Source organism: Dactylosporangium sp. NPDC000555, assembly GCF_040300025.1.
GTDB lineage: Bacteria > Actinomycetota > Actinomycetes > Mycobacteriales > Micromonosporaceae > Dactylosporangium.
The window spans coordinates 52,291-70,419 of sequence record NZ_JBEPDB010000029.1; the positions used below are offsets into that span (position 1 = coordinate 52,291).

Sequence of the window (18,129 nt, forward strand, 5' to 3'; positions counted from 1 at the left end):
GGTCAGGCGTCTGCGCGCAGCCAGCGGCGCATGACCTCGGCGCCCTCGACGATCTTGTCGATCTCGACGTGCTCGTCCTGCTTGTGCGCGAGGTTCGGGTCGCCGGGGCCGTAGTTGAGGCCGGGGATGCCCAGCACCGCGAAGCGCGCCACGTCGGTCCAGCCCAGCTTCGCGCGCGGGGGGCGGCCGGTCGCGGCGAGCAGCTCGCGGGCGGCCGGCGCGTCGAGCCCCGGCAGCGCGCCGGGCGCCGAATCGACGAACTCGACCTCGAAGCCTTCGAAGACCTCGCGCACGTGATCGGCGGCCGCCGCCTCGTCCCGGTCGGGCGCGAAGCGGAAGTTGACCTCCACCACGCACTCGTCCGGGATCACGTTGCCGGCCACGCCCCCGGTGATCCGCACCGCGTTCAGCCCCTCGTGGAACTCGCAGCCGTCGATGGTGACGATGCGTTCGCGGTACCGTCGCAGGCGCTCGAGAATCGGCGCGGCCTTGTGGATGGCGTTCTCGCCGAGCCAGGACCGGGCCGAATGCGCGCGCTTGCCGGAGGTGCGCACCAGCACACGCTGCGTGCCCTGGCATCCGCCCTCGATCAGGCCGTGGGTGGGTTCGAGCAGCACCGCGAACGAGGCGTCGGTCAGCAGGTGCGGGTTGCGATCGGCGAGGATCCTCAGCCCGTTGCGGGCCGAGTCGACCTCCTCGCACTCGTAGAACACATACGTCACGTCGTGGCGCGGCGCCGCCTCGGTGACCGCCAGGTGCAGCGCGATCGCCGTGCCGGCCTTCATGTCGGCGGTGCCGCAGCCCCACATCAGACCGTCCTCGGTCCGCGACGGAAAGTTGTCGTGCAGCGGAACCGTGTCGAGGTGCCCGGCGAGGACCACGCGCTGCGGCCGGTCGAGCTCGGTCCGCGCCACGATGGTGTGGCCGAACCGCTCGACCTTCAGGTCGGTGGCGGCGAGCGCCTCCTCCACGCGGTCGGCGATTTCGGCCTCGTTGCCCGAGACCGACTCGATGTCGACGAGAGCACGGGTCAGGGCGACGGGATCGGCGAGGACATCACGGGTGAACATGGCTTTGACACTAGATGGGGTAGCGTTCGGTCACGTGACGACCGCCTACATCGACTCCCCCGCGTGGGGGCTGGGCCTGGCCACCGTGACCTCCTCGGGCCAGGTGCTGGACGCCTGGTTCCCGGCAGGCAACCTGGGCCTCGGCACCACCGCCACCGCCCTCACTGATTTCTCCGATATTTCTGATCTGCCGGATTCTTCGAGCGCTCTGCTGGGACTGCGCACGGAGGTGGTCCGCGTCGAGATCCAGTCGCTCGGCGAGGCGCCGGTGAGCACGGCGGACGTGTATCTCCGCCTGCACCTGCTCTCGCACCGGCTGATCCGGCCGCACCAGGCCAACCTCGACGGGCAGTTCGGCCTGCTGGCCAACGTCGCCTGGACCTCGGCCGGCCCGTGCCTGCCCGATCAGGTCGACGAGCTGCGCGCGATCGAGCGCCGCGCCGGGCGCCGGCTGACCGTGTTCGGCGTCGACAAGTTCCCGCGGATGGTCGACTACGTGACCCCGTCGGGCGTGCGCGTCGCCGACGCCGACCGGGTGCGCCTGGGCGCCCACCTGGCCCCCGGCACCACGGTGATGCACGAGGGCTTCGTCAACTTCAACGCCGGCACGCTGGGCACCTCGATGGTGGAGGGCCGCATCTCGGCCGGCGTCGTGGTCGGCGACGGCACCGACGTGGGCGGCGGTGCCTCGATCATGGGCACCCTCTCGGGCGGCGGCAAGGAGACCATCAGCCTGGGCGAGCGGTGCCTGCTCGGCGCGAACTCGGGCATCGGCATCTCCCTCGGCGACGACTGCGTGGTCGAGGCGGGCTGCTACATCACCGCCGGCGCGAAGCTCACCCTTCCCGACGGCCGCGTGGCCAAGGCGCGCGAGCTGTCCGGCCTGAGCAACCTGCTCTTCATCCGCGACTCGGTGAGCGGCCGCCTGGAGGTGCGCGAGCGCCAGGGCCGCGGCATCGAGCTCAACGCCGACCTGCACGCGAACTGAGCCCCGGACCCGGCGCCCGCCGGTCCCCATGCCCATCCGCCGCGGCGTCGCAGGCGCGCGCCGCGGCGGCCCATGGGCCCGGCAGCGGTCCGTCGCCAGGCTTCACGCGCGGTAGCCGAATGCCTCGGCGGCCGCTGCCGGGCCGGTGGCCGCTCAGAGGCGGGACGCCGCCGCGGCGACCCTCTCGCCCGTGGGCGGTCAGCGCCACGACGGCCGGTGCCGGGCCAGTGGCCGCTCAGAGGCGGGACGCCGCCGCGGCGACCCTCTCGCCCGTGGCGGTCAGCGCCACCCGGATGTGCCGCTCCCCCGCCGGGCCGTAGAGGGCGCCCGGCGCCGTCAGGATGCCGCGCTCGGCCAGCCAGCCGACCGTGGACCAGCAGTCCTCGTCGCGGGTCAGCCAGAGATACAGTCCAGCCTCCGAATGCTCGACCGAGAACCCGGCGCGCTCGAAGGCCTCGCGCAGGATCGCGCGTCGCCGCGCGTAGCGCTCCCGCTGCTCGTCCACGTGGGACTCGTCGCCCAGTGCCGCGATCATGGCGGCCTGAACCGGGTCGGGCACGATCATGCCGGCGTGCTTGCGCACCGCGAGGATCTCGTCCACCAGGGCGGGGTCGCCGGCGAGGAAGCCCGCACGATACCCGGCGAGATTCGAACGCTTCGAGAGCGAGTGCACGGCGAGCACATTGTCGAACACGCCGTCACAGACCGACAGGATCGACACCGGGGACGCTTCCCAGGGCAGCGGGAGATAGCACTCGTCGCTGACCACGATCGCGCCGCGCTCGCGGGCCCACTCGACGACCTTGCGCAGGTGCGCCTCGGGCAACACCCGGCCCGTCGGGTTGGACGGCGAGTTGATCCAGACCATGGCGACGCGCGCCGGCCCGAGCGAGGTCAGCGAGTCGGCGCGCACGACGTCGGCGCCGGCGAGCTGGACGCCGACCTCATACGTCGGGTAGCACACCCGCGGGATCACCACGGTGTCGCCCGGCCCGAGGCCCAGCAGCGTGGGCAGCCAGGCGACCAGCTCCTTCGAGCCGATCGTGGGCAGCACGCCGAACGACCCGGACCCGGTGCCACACCAGCGGGTCACCCAGTCGCGGATCGCCTCGCGCAGGCGCGGGGTGCCGGCGGTCAGCGGATACCCCGGCGCGTCGGACGCCTCGGCCAGCGCCGCGCGGATGATCGCGGGCACCGGGTCGACCGGCGTGCCGATCGACAGGTCGACCAGGCCGTCCGGGTGGCGGGCGGCCGCCGCCTTGGCCGGCTCGAGCCGGTCCCACGGAAAGTCCGGCAGCCCGGCCGCCAGTGCGCGCCGGGCCCCTGCTGCGGAAACGGTGCCGGTCAGTGGTCGCGCTCCTGCGGCGGCAGGCCGGCGACGAACGGCGCGTCCTTCTCGATCTTGCCGACCTTCGACGCGCCGCCGGGCGAACCCAGCTCGTCGAAGAAGGTGTAGTTGGCGCCGACGAAGTCCTTCCACTTCTCCGGCACGTCGTCCTCGTAGAAGATCGCCTCGACCGGGCACACCGGCTCGCAGGCGCCGCAGTCCACGCATTCGTCGGGGTGGATGTAGAGCATGCGGTTGCCCTCGTAGATGCAGTCGACAGGGCACTCCTCGATGCAGGCCTTGTCGAGCAGGTCCACGCAGGGTTCGGCGATGATGTATGTCACGGGTCGCCCTCTTTCGCGCCTGAGGCTGCCAGCCTGGGCTGACAGACCCCGCCGCATCCCTACCGCGGCGGTACGAGCCTAGTATCCAGGTTCACGGGAGGTCGATCGTGCTCGGGCCACAACACGTGGGGCAGCGCGTCGTCGTGCGCCGATTCGTCGGCATGCGAGACGAACGACCCGTGTTTTCGGACATCTTGGGCCGCCTGCTCGAGGCCACCGAGACGCATCTCACAATCAGTGCCCGCTCGGGCGCGGTGCGCGTTCCAATCAATGAGATCGCCAGGGCCAAGCCGGTGCCTCCGCGCCGCCGTTTCACCCCCACCGAGTCCCTCGAGGCCGCCGCCGCGCTGGGCTGGCCGGCCCGCGAGCAGGCCAACCTCGGCGACTGGCTGCTGCGCGCCACCGACGGCTGGACCCAGCGCGCCAACTCGGCCCTCACGATCGGCGACCCCGACATCCCATTGTCCGACGCGATCGAGTTCGTGCGGCAGTGGTACCGCGAACGAGCCCTCGTCCCCGCCATGAGCGTCCCGGTACCGTTGTTTCAGCGCCTCGACGACGAACTCGAGCGCCACGGCTGGACCGCGATGCCGGCGACCCAGATGATGACGGCGCCTTTGGCGAAGCTGATCGCTGACCGTGAATCTTCCCCCCGCAGCACTTCACCCGGCATTTCGCCCGGCTCCTCACCCGCCGCGCCCTCCTCGCGGCTCGCGGCGGGCGGCCGGATCGAACTGGCGACATCGCCGTCCGCCGAATGGCTGGCCGCGGTGGGAGGCCGGAAGGGCCCGCTGCCGGAGTCCGCCCGCCATGTGCTGACAGCCGTGCCGCACGTGCGGTTCGCCGAGTGGTACGACGAGAGCGGCACCCTGCTGGCCACCGCCCGCGGCTGCGTGGCCGACCCGGAGTCGCGCTGGCTGGGCCTGTCGCTGATCGGCGTGGACGAACGCGTTCGCCGCCGCGGCCTGGCCCGGCTCCTCATCGCCGCCCTGGTCGACTGGGCGTCGGCGCTGGGCGCCCGCGACGCCTATCTGCAGGTCGAGCAGCGAAACACGCCGGCGGTGGCGCTGTACGAGAGGCTGGGCTTCGCCACCCACCACGTCTATTCGTCGCGGCGCCTGCTCTAGGCCGATTTCGGGATTATCGGCGCACGGCCTTGCGCGGCTTCGTGCCGGACCGCTCGATGTACCGCTTCCACGACTGCGACCGGTGATCCAGCCCGGTGGTCATCAACAGCAGCAGCCCGATCACGGCCCCGATCGCGGACAGCCCCACGAAGTAGAAGAACTGCCGGAAAACGAGCCCGGCCCCGTTGCTGAACGGCCCGACCCCCGACACGAACGGCCCGATGAGCACGGCCAGCAGGCAGGCGACCACAACGGCGAGCCCGAGCTCCCCGATCACGCGAACCATCGGGTGCTTCCGCCCATACCAGAACGCGACGGGAATCATCACCGCCCCGACCGCGATCAGCGCCCAGAGCCCGATGGTGATCTGCTTGGCGTCGTCGTCCCCGGCCCCGAACCGCACCACGAGCCGCGCGACGACATTGACCAGAAAGAGGCCCCCCGCGACGAGCCCGATAGGCAGCAATCGCTCCTTCATCGCAAGCCTCCGTCAATCTGGTTCCCGATCGGCCGACACCCTCAACGCACGGCGCGGAAACGTGTCTACCCGTCTACACTGCGTGGCGCAAGACCCGCCGCCTCGGAGTTTCCTAGCAACGCGGCGCGACTTTACTCGACCACCGCAATGGCGCCGCCCCCCGCGGTCGGACGCGGCCCCGAGAAGCATTCCTCACATGGCGCACAAAGCACCTGGCCGTTCCCGAGTCGGTCCACAACTGCGAATGCGCCGCACTTCCGCCCGGCCCCACCAGCGACGATCGCCCCAGCGACCGCCCAGGCCCCGCCGGCCACGTGTCGGCCGACTCGTCGACCACGCGCCGATGGCTGGTCGACTGCGCTCCGGCCTCGGGTGGCGTGGCAGCGGCGCGTTTGCTAGCTGTCGGCCAGCCTCTTGCTAGCTGTCGGCCGGCCTTGACGCATTCGACGAGGAGGAGCCCGAAGCGGGATCGCTCGGCCGGCGCGGGGCGATGCGCTGCCGCATCGTCGACACGTAGATCCCGATCGCGAACGCCAGCGGCCCCACGAACAGGGTCAGCAGGCCCACCCAGTTGTTGTTGGTGATGATCAGGTCACCCTCCGAGGTGCGGCCCGCGGCGAGGATCCAGATCACGCACCACGCCGCGGCGGGCAGGAGCGCCGCCAAGCGCCGCCCGGTCGTGGCATATGCGAACCACCCAAGCAGCGGGTTGGTCACCACCGCCATCAGCAGCGAGACGGGCACACGGACGCCCCCGATGCGCAGCGGCGAATACAGCGCCTCGATGATCGCCAGCGCTACCGCCAGCAGCGTGGCGACGATCAGCCCGGCCACCGTGATGACGATGTCGAGCCGGTGCGCCCACTCCGAGGACAGCTTCCGCCGCCCGCCGCCCGACCCTGCCGCTCCATCCGTCAACGCTCCTTCGGGCCAGGCAGGCCCCGATGTTGACGGCGCATCCGTAACATCAGGCTTGTCCGACTCGCTGCTCGCGCGACTGTCCGCCAAGCCGCCCTCGAGTCCGGGCGCCACCCACCCGGCCGGCCCGCCATCCGTCACGTCTGGCGCGCCTCGCCGAGCGGATCCGCCGCCCGCGCCGCGCTCGGCCGACCCGGTGGTCGCGCCCCGCTCGGACGATGCGCCGGACGCCGATGGGCCGCCAGATGCGGGCGATTCGCTCAAGTCGGGCGCAACGGCCGAGTCCGGCGGCACCGGCGGCTTGGGTGCGAGCTTCGCGGAAGATCGCCCCTCCGGCCGCGGCGGGCCCTTGCGCTTGGTATTCACGACAACCCTGCCTCCAGCGCCGAACCGCCCAGCGCCGTGGTCTCCAGCACCCCCACCGGCACCTTCCGCGGCTCCAGCGGCCTCCGCGCGTCGACCTCAAGACCCGCGAACAGGTCCTCCTCCCACCCGTACGGCCCCACGCCGGGGCCCTTCGCGCCGCGCGCGAGCCGGTAATACTCCACGCCCATGAACTCCGCGCCGAAGTTGCCCGCGATCGAGAACAGCCAGGACGACGGCGGAATCTGCGTGGCGTGGGCCTTGAGCGCGGCGGTCTTCTCGTCCGCGTATTCGTGGGCGTCCACCCGGGCCGCGATGCCCTCGTCGGTGGTGCCGAACGGCAGGTCCTCCGGCCGTTCGATCTCCGCGAACGGGTTGTCGCTCGAGTCGCGGAACTCGCGCATGCCGGCCTCCAGCACACTGCGCGGCACCGCCGTCCAATACACCTTCTGGGGTGCGATCCCCTCGGCGTCGGCCAGCTCGACGGCCCGGGTCAGCACCCGGTGCGCCTGGATGTGGTCCGGGTGGCCGTAGAAGCCGTTGGGGTCGTAGGTGACGGCGACCTGCGGGCGCGTCTCGCGGAGCACCTCGAGCAGCTCCCTCGCGGCGACCTCCAGGTCGGCGCCCCAGAACGCGCGCGGATGCTTGTTGGCCGGGGTGTCCATCATGCCGGAGTCCCGATACCGCCCGGCGCCGCCGAGAAACCGGTGATCCGTGACGCCGAGGCAGCGACAGGCCTCGGCGAGCTCGGCAACGCGATACCCACCGAGCTGGTCGCCCTCGGCGGCGGCGATCCCGGCCAGCGCGGGCACGTGGATCTCACCTTCCTCACCGAGAGTGCAGGTGACCAGGGTGACACGGGCGCCGTCGGCCGCGTAGCGGGCCATCGTGGCGCCGGTCCCCATCGACTCGTCGTCGGGGTGTGCATGGACGAACAGGATGCTCCGAGGACTCACGTGGGCAACTCTACGGCGTGCCACCGACAGTTCTTCCAGTCGCCACGGTCCGTGTAGACCGATGTGCACCCCGAGTGACGTTCCCGCCCAATCACATGACAATCCGGCGGCCACGAGTCAACATTCCGGGGTGGACTATCCGGAGTTGGCCGCACGAACCCGTCGCTTCTCCTACGGCGCACCCCGCGCAGTCACGGTGAGCCCGGACGGCGCGCGGGTGATCTTCCTGCGCTCGTCGGGCCCCGAGGACCCGAGCGACGCGCTGTGGGTCTTCGACGTCGCCGCGCGCACCGAGCGCTGCCTGGCCGACCCGGCGACCCTGTTACGCGACCAGCCGGACCTGCCGCCGGCCGAGCGGGCGCTGCGCGAGCGGCTGCGGCTGTCCGCCGGCGGCATCGGTTCGTTCGCGCTCGACGGGGCCGGCGTGCTCGCCGTCTTCCCGCTGGGCGGCCGGCTGTTCCGCGTCGACCTGCTTACCGGCGACGTGACCGAGCTCGACACGGTCGGCCCGGTCGTCGACCCGCGGCTCGACCCGACGGGACGCCGAATCGCGTATGTCACCGGCCGCACCCTGCGTGTCATCGAGGCCGACGGCACCGACAACGTGCTGGCCGGCGAGGAGGGCGTGACCTGGGGCCTGGCCGAGTTCATCGGGGCCGAGGAGTTCCACCGCTTTCGGGGATACTGGTGGTCGCCCGACGGCCGCAGCATCCTCACGGCCCGGGTCGACGAGTCGCGCGTGCCCCGCTGGCACCTCCACGACCCCTCGCTGCCGGAGCAGCCGCCGACCACGGTCGCCTATCCGCACGCCGGCTCGACCAACGCGAAGGTCACGCTGCACGTGCTCGATCTCGACGGCGGCTGGGTCGACGTGCACTGGGACCGCGAGACCTACCCGTATCTCGTGGCCGCGTCCTGGTCCGAGCAGGGCGGTCCGCTGCTGACGGTCCTGCGTCGCCTGCAGCAGCACGGCCTCGTCATCGCCGTCGATCCGCGCACGGGCGAGACGCAGGTCCACGCCGAGCTCGCCGATCCGCGCTGGGTCGAGCCGGTCCCGGGCACGCCGGCCCACCTCACCGACGGGAGGGTGCTGGTCGGCGGCGAACTCGCCCACGACGGCTACGACGCGCGCTGCCTGTTCGCCGACGGCAGCCTCATCACACCCCCCAATTTGTACGTCAGGAGGGTGGCCGGCCGCCTCGACGGCGATCTCGTGGTGGAGGCCAGCGACGGCGAGCCCAGCGAGCAGCACGTCTTCCATATTCCGGTCACCCAGTCCAGCCCCCGGGCGACGCGGCTGACGACCGAGCCGGGGTGGCACCAGGCGCAGGCGGCCGGACGCACCGTCGTGATCGCGTCCCAGACGCTGGAAGGCAATGGATGGCAGTGCCGAATCATCCATAACGGCGAACCAATCGGGGAGATCCCGTCGCTCGCCGCGACGCCTCCCTATGCGCCGAGGCCGGCGCTCGAACGGGTCACGGACCGGCGCGTACCGACGGGGGTGCTCTATCCGCGCAGCCACGTCGCCGGCCGCAAGCTGCCCGTGCTCGTGGCGATCTACGGCGGCCCCGGCCACCAGGAGGTCGTCGCCGCGCGGGCCCGCTGGCAGGAGAAACAGTGGTGGGCCGACCAGGGCTTCGCCGTCGTCTCCATCGACAACCGCGGAACTCCCGGCGTCGCGCCGAGCTTCGACAAGGCCATCCACCGCCGCTTCTCCGACGTGATCCTGTCCGACCAGGTCGACGCGCTCGAGACCCTCGCCGACAAGCACCCCGACCTCGACCTCGGTCGCGTCGCGATCCGCGGGTGGTCGTTCGGCGGCTGGCTGTCGGGGCTGGGCGTGCTGCGGCGCCCCGACGTGTACCACTGCGCGGTCGTCGGCGCGCCCGTGACCGACTGGAGCCTCTACGACACCGCGTACACCGAGCGATACCTGGGGCTGCCCGCCGACGCGCCCGACGTGTACGCGCACAACTCCCTCGTCGAGCTGGCCGCCGAGCCGCCGGTGCGCCCCGAGGACGCCCGCCCGATGCTGCTGGTCCACGGCCTGGTCGACGACAACGTGGTCGCCGCGCACACGCTGCGCCTGTCGGCCGCGCTGCTCGCCGCGGGCCGGCCGCACTCGATGATCCCGCTGACGGGCGCCACGCACATGGCCGCGGGCGGCCTGGCCGAGAAGCTGCTGCGCATCGAGCTGGACTTCATCCGCCGGTCGTTAGGCTGATCACCACGTCGCCACCCAGCCGCCCACCCTCGGGCGAACGCGTCACGGCGCCCGCGTGCAGCAGCGCCGTGACGACCTTCTGCGCGTCGGCGGCGCGATACACGGTGTCGGTGAGCGCGAACCGCTTCAGCTCCGTCACCGTCATGCCGCCGCCGCGCAGCTCCTGCAGGATCTCGCGCCGCAGCGCGCCCGGGTTCGGCTCCAGCGAGATGTCCATGAGGTGGCCTTCGGGGTCCTGCGGATCGCGGTAGCGCACGCCGGCGTACTCGTCGAGGGCCCACAGCTCGCTCTTGAACGCCTCCAGGCTCTTCGCCGACCGCGTGCCGAACCCGACGAGCAGCTCGTCCGCGCCGTCCACCAGCTCCACGCCGGCCGTCAGCTCCAACCCCGCCCGCCGCAGCTCCGCGCGCTGGGCACCCCACGTGCCGGCCGGGGCCGTGAGGAGTACAGCTGCCGCTGAAAGGTTTTTGTCGACGGTTTCGTCAATGACCGCAAGCAGCGGCCCCGCCCCTGCGCCGGCCGCCTTCAGCACCGCCGCGACATTGCCGCCGGGCACGACGTGAACGGCCATTTCCGGCGGCGTACGCAATTCCCGCTGAATTTCCTGAACACGCGGTTGCAACGCCTGCACCCCGGGCGCCACGAACAACAACGTCAGCCGCCCCCGAAGCCGGTCCCCGAACTCGGCGAACGCCCGCACCGCCCCTTCGGCCGCCGCGTGATCGATCCCGTTGCCCGAGGCATGCAGAAATGTCGCTCCGTGCGCAGCGTGCAGATTCCCGGGCGCCCAGGTGTCCACAGTGCGCACCAACAACTCCCGCGTGACCCCAACCATCGACATGTCGTCTTTTCTACTCCTGCGCAGCTCGGCTACGTTGAACTTCAACGCACGGACGGGGGAGGCACCGTGGCGGACCAACACAAGATCGAAATCAACAAGGCCGGCGTCCTCGACGTCGGCGAGCGGCTGCGAGCCAGCGCGGACAAGGGCATTCCACCGCGGGGCGATCGCATCAAACAGCAGCTCATGTGGCACTCCGCGTTCGGCGAGCGCAGCGGAAGCCCCATAGTGCAGCAGGCCGCGACGCAGTACTACGACCAGATGAACAGGGCCATCGAATTCCTCGACACGCTGGTCTACAACGTCGGCGTCCTCGCCCAGGCCACCCAGGATATCGTCACGGCGTACGACCACGCTGACAAGCTGTCCGCCGAAGACGCCGACGTCGTGATGGAGGGCGCTTCGGCGAAGGTGCGGGACGCGACGGCGGCCGCCGTCGCGGCTCGACGCGCCGTCGAGATGCAGGATCGGCAGGCCGATCTCGACGAGATCAAGGACCTGCGGGGCGTCAAGCGGGGCGTCGCATGACCGGCACCTATGACAAGTGGGACACACCGCGCCTGTGGGAGATGGTCGCCAACGAGCGACAGGCTGACGCGGATCGGCACATCGCGGCGTGGCAGGAAAAGCAGGAACTGCTCACTGATCAGCTGAAGCTGCTGGGCGGTCTGCGTGATCAACTGACACAGCACTGGAAGCCCGAAGGCAGCCCGGCCGCCAGCCTGTTCCTCGACAAGCTGGACTCGATGACAGACCTGATCCGGCAGGCCGTCACCGCCGCAGCCCGGGTCCAGCACACCTACGAGCGCATCACCGACGCTGTGCAGGAAGCGCGGAAGCGTCTCGAACCGCTGCAGGAGAAGTACAACGACCACAACGCAGCCAGAGCCGCCGATCCGCTCGCGAGCTGGGTGCCAGACAGCTGGGTGCCGGACACACCGAATGTCATTGCCCATTACCAACGCGGAGTAGACCAGCAGGCACGGACCGTCATGGAGAACATGGACCAACGGATCGCCGAGGCAACCGCAGAACAAGTCGAGATCACGCACATGAACCGCATGGACGCCGGAATCGGCCTGAGCACGTTCCAGTCCAGCAGCGGTGACGGCGATGGAAGCGGCCCCCGGTCACATCTGGCGCAGCCTCGGTTCAATCCCCCGGCGTCACTGAACGACAACGCCGTCGTACCCGCACCTGGCGGCCTGATCGATATGCCGGTCCTGGCCGGCACACCGGCGCCCACGACAGTCCCGTCGTTCCCGCCGCCTCCGTCCACGTCGCCGGTCATTTCCGCACCTCTGCCCGGGCTTCCGCCAAACGCCGTGCCGTCGCCCACGACCCTGCGTCCACCGACTGGCACTCCCCCACTGATTGATCCGCTCCGCCGGCAGGGTCCTCCGCGATTCAACGGTGTCATCGGCGAGCCCGTAGGACGCCCGTTTTCGGAGCCGCTGAATCGGTCGGTTCTTCCGGCCGACGGCGTACTCCGAGGGGGGACTGCGGCGCCGACAACTGGCGGTCGGCACGTCCCATTGACCCGCTCGTCAACAGCCCAGGCAGCCGCTGACCAGCGTTACATCCGAAGCGAGGAGCGCTCAACGGCAGGCGGCTGGCGCGATCCGGATTATGAGATATACGCCAGACGACGCCCTGAGCGGAAAGGCGACCCAGACAACCAGTGGACGGTCGAGGAGGGAGTGGCACCTTTGCTCGAAGCGTCGAACGGCACGGAGTATCACGACGTCACTCCAGGCGTGATCGGCCTCGATCGTTGATCCGGCGGCGGTTGGCGGCACTGGCCATCGTCGTCACAGCAGCAGTGACCGGCACTCCGACCCCGGCGGCAGCCGACTCGGCACGTGACCAGCAGTGGCATCTCGCCTACCTCCACGTCGCGGATGCGCAGAAAATAAGCCAGGGCGAGGGTGTCGTCGTGGGTGTAGCCGATTCCGGCGTCGACGCCAGCGCACCGGAGTTGACCTCGGCCGTACTGCCAGGCAATGAGTTCGGCCGCTCCGGCGAGGGACGGGTCGACACCGACGGCCACGGCACCGCCATGGCCGGGTTGATCGCGGGGCGGGGCAAGGGTCACGACGACGGCGTGCTCGGCATCGCCCCCAAGGCCAGCATCCTGCCCCTGCGTGTGTCGCGAGCGCCTGAATTCGGCGGCGACCCGGCAAACCTGGCCGCCGGAATCGAATGGGCGACCGCACAGGGCGCCAAGGTCATCTGTATCGCGCTGGACGTCAGCCAGAATCCGGCGATGCGGGCAGCACTCGAGAAGGCGCTGGCCGCGGACGTGGTCATCGTCGCCGCCGCCGGCAATCTGCCTGGCACCAAGACCGTCGCTTACCCGGCCCGGATGCCGGGAGTCCTGGCCGTCGGTGGCATCGACCAGCAGGGTCATCACGCGGAGATATCGACAACCGGTCCCGAGGTAGCCATCACCGCACCGGCTGTCGACATAGTCTCGTTGGACTTCGGCGCGCGATACCGCAAGGGCACCGGCACCAGCGACGCTGCTGCCATCGTCGCGGGGGCTGCCGCGCTCGTTCGGGCCAAGTATCCGCAGTTGAGCGCGCAGGAGGTTATTCGGCGGCTCACCTACACCGCGCAGGACGCCGGTGCGCCAGGTCGTGATCCGGAGTACGGCTACGGCATTCTCGACCTCGTCAAGGCCCTCACCGCCGAGGTCCCGCCGGCCTCACCCAGTGCGGCGCCCGAGGCATCGCCCTCCGCCGGACCGGGCAAGGACGCCGGAGGTGACCGCTCGGTCGCCGTGATCGCCGCCATCGGGGCCGCGGTGGTCGTCGTCGTTTTCATCTCGGTACTGCAAAGCATCATCCGCGGCCGCCGGCAGCGCAGGTGAGCGGAGTCCAGAAAGCAGCCGGTACGGCAAAAGGCGGCAAGCCGGGAGTAGGTTCGGAGCCATGGCTGATGTGCTCGGCAACGAAAAGGTGACCGCCGCGCTGGCGAAGCTCGCGGGGTGGTCCGGCGACGCGGACGGCATCGAACGGTCGGTGACCGCGCCCTCGTTCCTGGACGGGATACGGCTGGTGGCGGAGGTCGCGCACGTCGCCGAGCAGGCCGACCACCATCCTGACATCGACATCCGGTGGCGGACGGTGACCTTCCGGCTGTCGACGCACTCGGCGGGCGGGGTGACGGAGAAGGACATCGCGCTCGCGGGGCACATCAACGAGCTGATCGGGTAACCGAGGCGTCGGCATAGGGTCCTGTCCGCCCAAAACTGTCGTACCCCCTCGGTACTGTCAAAGCATGACCCAATTCGACGTGGCGACCGCGGCGGTCGAGGCGGCCCTCGCGGCCGGGGCTCGGTATGCCGATGCCCGCGTGATGCACCGGCGGTCCGAGTCGATGACGGCGCGCAACGGTGAGATCGAGGAGCTCAGCCAGGACGAGGACGCGGGCGTCGGAGTGCGGGCGCTGGTCGGGTCCAGCTGGGGCTTCTTCGCGGTGCCTGACCTGGGCCGAGATGCGGCGCGGCGGGCGGGCGAGCGGGCCACGGCGATCGCGCGGGCATCGGCGACGGTGCCCGGGCCGGCGCTCGACCTGGTCGACGTCGAGGCACGGGTGGACTCGTGGGCGAGCGCCTGCGAGGTGGACCCGCTCGGGGTGGCACTGTCGGTGAAGGGCGATCTGCTGACCGGCGCGACCGCGGAGGCACACAAGGCGGGCGCCGACATCGCGGAGGGGCTCTATCAGGTCTGGGACACGCGGAAATGGTTCGTGTCGTCGCAGGGGCACCGAATCGACCAGCACATCCGCGAGTCGGGGGCGGGCATCTCGGCGACGGTGATCGGCGATGGGGAGACGCAGCGGCGGTCCTATCCGTCCTACCGCGGGCAATACGGCACGCGCGGCTGGGAGCTCGTCGACGAGCTCGACCTGAGCGCGCACGCGGCGCGGATCGCCGAGGAGGCGCGGGCGCTGCTGTCGGCGCCGCAGTGCCCGGCGGGCGAGACGACGCTGATCCTGGGCAGCGAGCAGATGGCGCTGCAGATCCACGAGTCGGTGGGGCACGCGATCGAGCTGGACCGGATCCTCGGCTGGGAGGCGGCCTTCGCGGGCACGTCGTGGCTCGACCTCGCCAAGCTCAACCAGCTCCGCTACGGGTCGGAGCTGATGAACATCACGATCGACCCGACGATCCCGGGGGCGCTGGGGTCGTTCGGGTATGACGACGAGGGCACCCCGGCGACTCAGCGGTTCGCCGTGCGGGACGGGATCTGGGTTGGCACGCTCGCCGGGCGGGACTCCGCCGCCGTCGCCGGGCTCGACTACGCGGGCAGCGTGCGGGCCGACGGGTGGGCGCGGCTGCCGATGGTGCGGATGACCAACGTCGGGCTGCTGCCGGGGCCGCACACGCTGGAGGAGATGATCGCGGCGACCGACGACGGCGTGCTGATGGACCTCAACCGGTCCTGGTCGATCGACGACAAGCGGCTCAACTTCCAGTTCGGCTGCGAGATCGGCTGGGAGATCAAGAACGGCAAGCTCGGCCGGATGCTGCGCAACCCGACGTATACGGGCATCGGCCCACGGTTCTGGGGGTCGATGGACATGCTCAGCTCGGAGATCGTGTCGTGGGGCACGCCCAACTGCGGCAAGGGCCAGCCCGGCCAGATCGGCCACACCGGGCACCCGGCCGCAGCGGCCCGGTTCCAGAACGTGCGCGTGGGGGTGCGGGGATGAGCGTGGCGGCGACGGAGACCGACCTGGCGCAGCGGGTGCTCGAGCTGGTCGGGGCCGGCATCGAGGCCGAGGTGACGGTGGAGCGGCACGCGCTGTCGCTGACCCGGTTCGCCAACTCGTACATCCACCAGAACGTGGCCGACGAGACGACCTCGGTCCGGCTGCGGCTGCATGCCGACGGGCGAACGGCGACCACGTCCACGACGGTGCTCGACGGGCTCGACGACCTGGTCCGGCGGACGGTCGACGCGATGCGGCTGGCGCCGGCCGACCCGACGTGGCCGGGGCTGGCACCACCGGCACCGCTGACGTCCACCGGCAACCTCGACGAAGAGACCGCGGCGGCCTCGCCGGACGAGCGGGCCGCGCGGGTGCGGGCGTTCGTCGACCAGGCCCGGGGGCTCGACGCGGCCGGGTATTGCCGCACGTCCACGACCCGGGTCGTCTACGCCAACTCGGCCGGGCAGCACCTGAGCGCGGCCAGGACCAGCGCGGCGATGGACGGCATCGTGCGCACCCCCACGTCTGACGGACTGGCCCGGCTGGCGGCGGTGCGGCTGGCCGACATCGACGGTGCGGTGCTCGGCGCGCGGGCCGCTGCGAAGGCGCGGGCCGGGGCCGATCCGGTGGAGCTGCCGCCGGGGCGCTACGAGGTGGTGCTCGAGCCGGCGGCGGTGGCCGACGTGCTGCAGTTCCTGGCGATGTATGGGTTCAACGCCAGGATGGTGCTCGACCGCCAGTCGTTCCTGCAGGTGGGCGAGGCGCAGTTCGACCCGGCCGTGACGCTGGTGGAGGACGCCTCCCAGCCGGACGCGACGGCGATCCCATTCGATGTCGAGGGCACGCCGCGCAAGCGGGTGGTGCTGGTCGACGGCGGCCTCTCGGCGGCGGTGGTGCACGACCGGCGCACGGCGGCCCGGGCCGGCGGTGGCGCCGAGTCGACCGGGCACGCCATCCCGGGCGGCGCCAGCTTCGGGGCGATCGCCTCCAGCCTGCGACTGTTGCCGGCGGAGGGACCGGCGCCGGTGGAGGTGGACGGTCCGGCGGCGGACTCGTCGGTCCTGGCGCTCGTCGCGGGGGTCGAGCGCGGGCTGCTCGTGACGGACAACCACTACACGCGGGTGCTCGACCCGCGGACGCTGGTGGTGACCGGCCTGACCCGCAACGGGGTGTGGCTGATCGAGGACGGGGTGATCACCACGCCGGTGCGGAACTTCCGGTTCACCCAGTCGTATGCGCAGGCGCTCGGGCCGGGGGCGGTGCTCGGGGTGGGGACCCGGGCGGTGGAACAGCCGGGGCCCTGGGCGGAGTCGGGATTCGTGGCACCGGCGTTGCGGTTGGCGTCGTGGAACTACACCGGGGGCGCGTCGGGCTGAGGCGACCGCGAGGCCGGGGGCTGGACGGCCGGACCCGCGCCGGCCAGCCAGGCGGTCGGGGCCAGCGCCGGGGGCCGCGCACACCCGTCCGTGCGACCCTGTGCCATGGATGGCGACGGCGTCCGTACGCACGACGTCCGTACGCACAGCGCTCGTACGCACGACGTCCGTACGCACTGCAACGGCATCCAGCCACTGCGAGGTGTCGATCTGACATCCAGATAAATGCCCATGGGCCTACGCGGGGTGCGGTAACGGCGTCTGCACACAGAGCATCCGGATCAGTGCGGAGCGCTGTTTCCGAAGTGGCGAGCGGAGCAACCGCGGCGGCGGGCCCGAGGGATCCAAACGGTTGTCCTAACGGTGGGGGCCTGTGGGATTGCCGTGTCCCATGAGCTGGGAGTGAAGTTCTCCACAGCGAGCGGGGGATTTGCAGGAAGGTCTTTCGGCGCCGTACCGACACGCGCCAGACTCCCAACGCACGTCGCTGCGGGTGTCGGGCGTAACGTGTGCACCGACCACAGATCAACACCTCGGAGAACTCTTCACCAGGCCGTCCAGGGAGTACCTACCATGACGACCACGCCTACCAGGCCTCGGTCAGTTTCGGGCGCGGGGGCCCGCGCTGCGATCAGCGCCAAGACATTGCGGACGGACGGGTGGCGCGCTTCGCCGTTGTCCATCGCGGCCATTCTGCTGTTCTTCATCGTCTATTCGACGATCCGCATTTTCATGGCGGACTGGTACTTCGTCGAGAGGTATGGATACCTTACGCCGCTGTACTCCCCGTGTCTGAGCGATTCCTGCGTGCCTGGTTCCTCGCACTTCGGCAGGCCGTTCGGGGAGTTCCCGTTCTGGCTGCCGCTGGGACTGGCCGCGTTCCCGATCGTGGCCGGTTTCCGGGTGACGTGCTACTACTACCGTAAGAGCGGGTACCGGTCGCTGTGGTTGTCGCCGCAGGCGTGCGCGGTGCAGGAGCCGCACAAGAAGTACAGCGGCGAGACGCGGTTCCCGCTGGTCTTCATGAACTCGCACCGGTACTTCTTCTACCTCGCGTCGGTCATTCTGCTGATCAACATCTGGGACGCGCTGCACGCGTTCAAGGGCACCGACGGCGGGTTCGGCATCGGGCTCGGGTCGCTGATCATCGTGGTGAACGTGATCGCGCTGGCGGGGTATACGGCCAGCTGCCACGCCTGCCGGCACGTCATGGGCGGGCGGCTCAAGCACTTCTCGAAGCACCCGGTCCGCTACAAGCTGTGGACGCTGATCTCCAAGCTGAACACCCGCCACGGCACCTTCGCCATGACCTCGCTGTTCACGGTCCTGCTGACCGACGCCTACATCATGGCCGTGTCGGCCGGCTGGATCAACGACCTCCGAATCTGGAATTAG

17 protein-coding genes are annotated in these 18,129 nt (G+C 70.7%); 10 read left to right on the plus strand and 7 right to left on the minus strand.

Translation table 11 applies throughout. The features are described from left to right. Positions 1-2: 2 nt before the first annotated feature. Complete coding sequence (gene dapE, locus ABT297_RS19295) at positions 3-1,070, minus strand: succinyl-diaminopimelate desuccinylase (protein WP_350551145.1); 1,068 nt, start codon at positions 1,068-1,070, stop codon at positions 3-5. Positions 1,071-1,104: 34 nt separating this feature from the next. Between dapE and dapD the strand changes: the two genes are divergently transcribed. Then, positions 1,105-2,058: a 2,3,4,5-tetrahydropyridine-2,6-dicarboxylate N-succinyltransferase gene (gene dapD, locus ABT297_RS19300; protein WP_350551148.1), complete on the plus strand. Its 954-nt coding sequence runs from the start codon at positions 1,105-1,107 to the stop codon at positions 2,056-2,058. A gap of 235 nt (positions 2,059-2,293) precedes the next feature. Here the strand turns inward: dapD and dapC are convergent, their stop codons facing one another. Then, a complete protein-coding gene (gene dapC, locus ABT297_RS19305) occupies positions 2,294-3,367 on the minus strand; it encodes a succinyldiaminopimelate transaminase (protein ID WP_350551240.1) in 1,074 nt (357 codons plus the stop codon). 35 nt (positions 3,368-3,402) lie between these two features. Then, positions 3,403-3,729: a ferredoxin gene (gene fdxA, locus ABT297_RS19310; protein WP_350551151.1), complete on the minus strand. Its 327-nt coding sequence runs from the start codon at positions 3,727-3,729 to the stop codon at positions 3,403-3,405. Between the two features lie 107 nt (positions 3,730-3,836). Here fdxA and ABT297_RS19315 point away from each other — a divergent pair, with 107 nt between their 5' ends. Next, complete coding sequence (locus ABT297_RS19315) at positions 3,837-4,856, plus strand: GNAT family N-acetyltransferase (protein WP_350551154.1); 1,020 nt, start codon at positions 3,837-3,839, stop codon at positions 4,854-4,856. A gap of 13 nt (positions 4,857-4,869) precedes the next feature. Here the strand turns inward: ABT297_RS19315 and ABT297_RS19320 are convergent, their stop codons facing one another. The 3 genes from ABT297_RS19320 to mshB form a co-directional block, all read right to left on the minus strand. After that, the gene (locus ABT297_RS19320) at positions 4,870-5,334 is read right to left on the minus strand and encodes a hypothetical protein (RefSeq protein WP_350551157.1); all 465 of its coding nucleotides are present in this window, start codon (positions 5,332-5,334) and stop codon (positions 4,870-4,872) included. 417 nt (positions 5,335-5,751) lie between these two features. Continuing rightward, positions 5,752-6,252, minus strand: coding sequence for a hypothetical protein (locus tag ABT297_RS19325; protein ID WP_350551160.1), 501 nt, complete (start codon positions 6,250-6,252; stop codon positions 5,752-5,754). Between the two features lie 362 nt (positions 6,253-6,614). Beyond that, positions 6,615-7,571 carry an N-acetyl-1-D-myo-inositol-2-amino-2-deoxy-alpha-D-glucopyranoside deacetylase gene (mshB, locus tag ABT297_RS19330; protein ID WP_350551163.1) on the minus strand — a complete coding sequence of 319 codons (957 nt, stop codon included), beginning with the start codon at positions 7,569-7,571 and terminating at the stop codon, positions 6,615-6,617. A 130-nt stretch (positions 7,572-7,701) separates the two neighbouring features. On the opposite strand from mshB, the gene ABT297_RS19335 reads away from it, so the two are divergent. Continuing rightward, positions 7,702-9,798: a prolyl oligopeptidase family serine peptidase gene (locus ABT297_RS19335; RefSeq protein ID WP_350551166.1), complete on the plus strand. Its 2,097-nt coding sequence runs from the start codon at positions 7,702-7,704 to the stop codon at positions 9,796-9,798. Here the strand turns inward: ABT297_RS19335 and ABT297_RS19340 are convergent. Then, on the minus strand, positions 9,776-10,684 hold the full coding sequence (locus ABT297_RS19340) for a hypothetical protein (protein ID WP_350551169.1): 909 nt from the start codon (positions 10,682-10,684) through the stop codon (positions 9,776-9,778). The two genes, ABT297_RS19335 and ABT297_RS19340, sit on opposite strands and share 23 nt — an antisense overlap. A 21-nt stretch (positions 10,685-10,705) precedes the next feature. On the opposite strand from ABT297_RS19340, the gene ABT297_RS19345 reads away from it, so the two are divergent. From ABT297_RS19345 to sdhC, 7 genes are all read left to right on the plus strand, one after another. Continuing rightward, a complete protein-coding gene (locus ABT297_RS19345; RefSeq protein WP_350551172.1) occupies positions 10,706-11,167 on the plus strand; it encodes a hypothetical protein in 462 nt (153 codons plus the stop codon). Further along, entirely contained in the window at positions 11,164-12,417 is a 1,254-nt protein-coding gene (locus ABT297_RS19350; protein ID WP_350551175.1) for a hypothetical protein, read from the plus strand. The genes ABT297_RS19345 and ABT297_RS19350 overlap by 4 nt, the downstream gene beginning before the upstream one ends. 11 nt (positions 12,418-12,428) lie before the next feature. After that, positions 12,429-13,511, plus strand: a complete 1,083-nt coding sequence (gene mycP, locus ABT297_RS19355; RefSeq protein ID WP_350551178.1) for a type VII secretion-associated serine protease mycosin — start codon at positions 12,429-12,431, stop codon at positions 13,509-13,511. A gap of 61 nt (positions 13,512-13,572) precedes the next feature. Then, the gene (locus ABT297_RS19360; protein ID WP_350551181.1) at positions 13,573-13,857 is read left to right on the plus strand and encodes a 4a-hydroxytetrahydrobiopterin dehydratase; all 285 of its coding nucleotides are present in this window, start codon (positions 13,573-13,575) and stop codon (positions 13,855-13,857) included. A 64-nt stretch (positions 13,858-13,921) separates the two neighbouring features. Next, positions 13,922-15,358, plus strand: coding sequence for a TldD/PmbA family protein (locus ABT297_RS19365; protein WP_350551183.1), 1,437 nt, complete (start codon positions 13,922-13,924; stop codon positions 15,356-15,358). Then, positions 15,355-16,734 carry a TldD/PmbA family protein gene (locus ABT297_RS19370; RefSeq protein WP_350551186.1) on the plus strand — a complete coding sequence of 460 codons (1,380 nt, stop codon included), beginning with the start codon at positions 15,355-15,357 and terminating at the stop codon, positions 16,732-16,734. The genes ABT297_RS19365 and ABT297_RS19370 overlap by 4 nt, the downstream gene beginning before the upstream one ends. Before the next feature lie 573 nt (positions 16,735-17,307). After that, on the plus strand, positions 17,308-18,129 hold the full coding sequence (gene sdhC, locus ABT297_RS19375) for a succinate dehydrogenase subunit SdhC (RefSeq protein WP_350551189.1): 822 nt from the start codon (positions 17,308-17,310) through the stop codon (positions 18,127-18,129).

Coding starts and splice junctions, on each gene's coding strand:
- ABT297_RS19350 (WP_350551175.1), top strand. CDS start 11,164: ATGACCGGCACCTATGACAAGTGGGACACACCGCGCCTGTGGGAGATG.
- sdhC (WP_350551189.1), top strand. CDS start 17,308: ATGACGACCACGCCTACCAGGCCTCGGTCAGTTTCGGGCGCGGGGGCC.
- ABT297_RS19370 (WP_350551186.1), top strand. CDS start 15,355: ATGAGCGTGGCGGCGACGGAGACCGACCTGGCGCAGCGGGTGCTCGAG.
- ABT297_RS19365 (WP_350551183.1), top strand. CDS start 13,922: ATGACCCAATTCGACGTGGCGACCGCGGCGGTCGAGGCGGCCCTCGCG.
- ABT297_RS19360 (WP_350551181.1), top strand. CDS start 13,573: ATGGCTGATGTGCTCGGCAACGAAAAGGTGACCGCCGCGCTGGCGAAG.
- dapE (WP_350551145.1), bottom strand. CDS start 1,070: ATGTTCACCCGTGATGTCCTCGCCGATCCCGTCGCCCTGACCCGTGCT.
- ABT297_RS19320 (WP_350551157.1), bottom strand. CDS start 5,334: ATGAAGGAGCGATTGCTGCCTATCGGGCTCGTCGCGGGGGGCCTCTTT.